The 1,314-nt window shown below is 74.0% G+C and carries 1 protein-coding gene and 2 pseudogenes; all 3 read left to right on the top strand.

Annotation, left to right across the window (positions count from 1 at the left end):
- Positions 1–648: pseudogene (locus ACVNF4_RS36140) on the top strand (class III lanthionine synthetase LanKC); the annotation flags it as partial.
- A 53-nt stretch (positions 649–701) separates the two neighbouring features.
- The gene (locus ACVNF4_RS36135) at positions 702–812 is read left to right on the top strand and encodes a SapB/AmfS family lanthipeptide (RefSeq protein WP_461807051.1); all 111 of its coding nucleotides are present in this window, start codon (positions 702–704) and stop codon (positions 810–812) included.
- A 111-nt stretch (positions 813–923) separates the two neighbouring features.
- Positions 924–1,314 (top strand): annotated as a pseudogene (locus ACVNF4_RS36130) (ABC transporter ATP-binding protein); the annotation flags it as partial.

The following is a 1,314-nucleotide window of genomic DNA, read 5'->3' as shown; positions in this document are numbered from 1 at the left end:
GAGCCGCTCCCCGACACGTCCCGGCCGCGCGCCGGGCTCATGCGGGGTGCGACCGGGCCCGCCCTGTTCCTGCTGCGCAGCTACGAACGCACCGGCGACAAGGCGCTCCTCGACGCGGCGGCGACCGCGCTGCGCCGGGATCTCGACGCGTGCGTGATCCACGAGAGCGGCTCGCTCGAAGTCGACGAGGGCTGGCGCACGATGCCCTATCTCGGCGACGGCAGCGCCGGCCTCGGAGCTGTCCTCGACGACTACCTCGGGCACGCCCCCGACGAGGCGTTCGAGCAGGCCCGCGCGGGCATCCTGACCGCCGCCACCTGCCGCTTCTACGCCCAGCCCGGCCTCTTCCAGGGCCGCGCCGGAATGATCCTCCACCTGGCGCGGACGACGGCGCCGGGCGCCCGCCCGGACCGCCTCACGGCGCAGATCGACGCGCTCGACTGGCTCGCCATGCCCTATCAGGGCCGGCTCGCCTTCCCGGGCCACCAGATGATGCGCCTGTCCATGGACCTCGCCACCGGAACGGCCGGCTGTCTGCTGGCGCTCGCCTCGGCTCTCGCCGACGAGCCGGACGCCGCTCACCTGCCGTTCCTCCCGCCGCCCGCGCGGCGGCCCCAGAGCACGACTCCTCAACCGACGGAGCCGTGAACCCACCCCCGTCCCCACGGGAATCGACGGGAAACAACCGGAAGGAGATCACCATGGCACTGCTCGACCTGCAGACGATGGAGTCCGAGGAGTACACCGGCGGTCAGAGCACCGTCAGCCTCCTGTCCTGCATCAGCGCCGCGAGCGTTCTGCTCTGTCTCTGATCCAGGAGACGACACCGCTCAGTCGTCGCTAGCGCGAAGCCCTGGGGGCCGCTCCCGTTCGGGACCGGCCCCCAGGGTCGTGCGGTCCTTGCGGTACGGAAAGGGGTTCCGATGAGAGGGGGAGCGGGCGACGGGACGCGGGGTCTGCTGCGGGACGCTCTGCGGCACAGCGCGGGGCGGTGCACCGCGCTGGCCCTGGTGAGCATGGGGGCGACCGGCGCCGGGCTCGCGCTGCCGGCCGTGCTGGGGCGGGCGCTGGATCTGCTGCTGGCCGGGGAAGGCGCGGGAGAGTGGGTGGGGTGGTGTGTCGCGCTGACGGTGGTGGCGGTCGTCCTCGACGGGTGCGTGAACGTCCTGACCGGGACCGTCGACGGGCGCAGCGCCGCGTTCCTGCGGCGGGGTGTCGTCCGGCACGTGCTCGCGCTCGGGCCCCGGGGGCCGTTCGAGGCGGGGGATCTCGTGGCGCGGATCGTGGGGAGCGGGGCGCAGGCGGGGACGTCGC

The organism is Streptomyces sp. S6, assembly GCF_054880855.1.
This window is presented reverse-complemented; position numbering and strand designations above follow the sequence as displayed.

What these genes read in the sequence shown, in the direction of transcription:
- ACVNF4_RS36135 (WP_461807051.1), top strand. Translation starts at nt 702, where the DNA reads ATGGCACTGCTCGACCTGCAGACGATGGAGTCCGAGGAGTACACCGGC.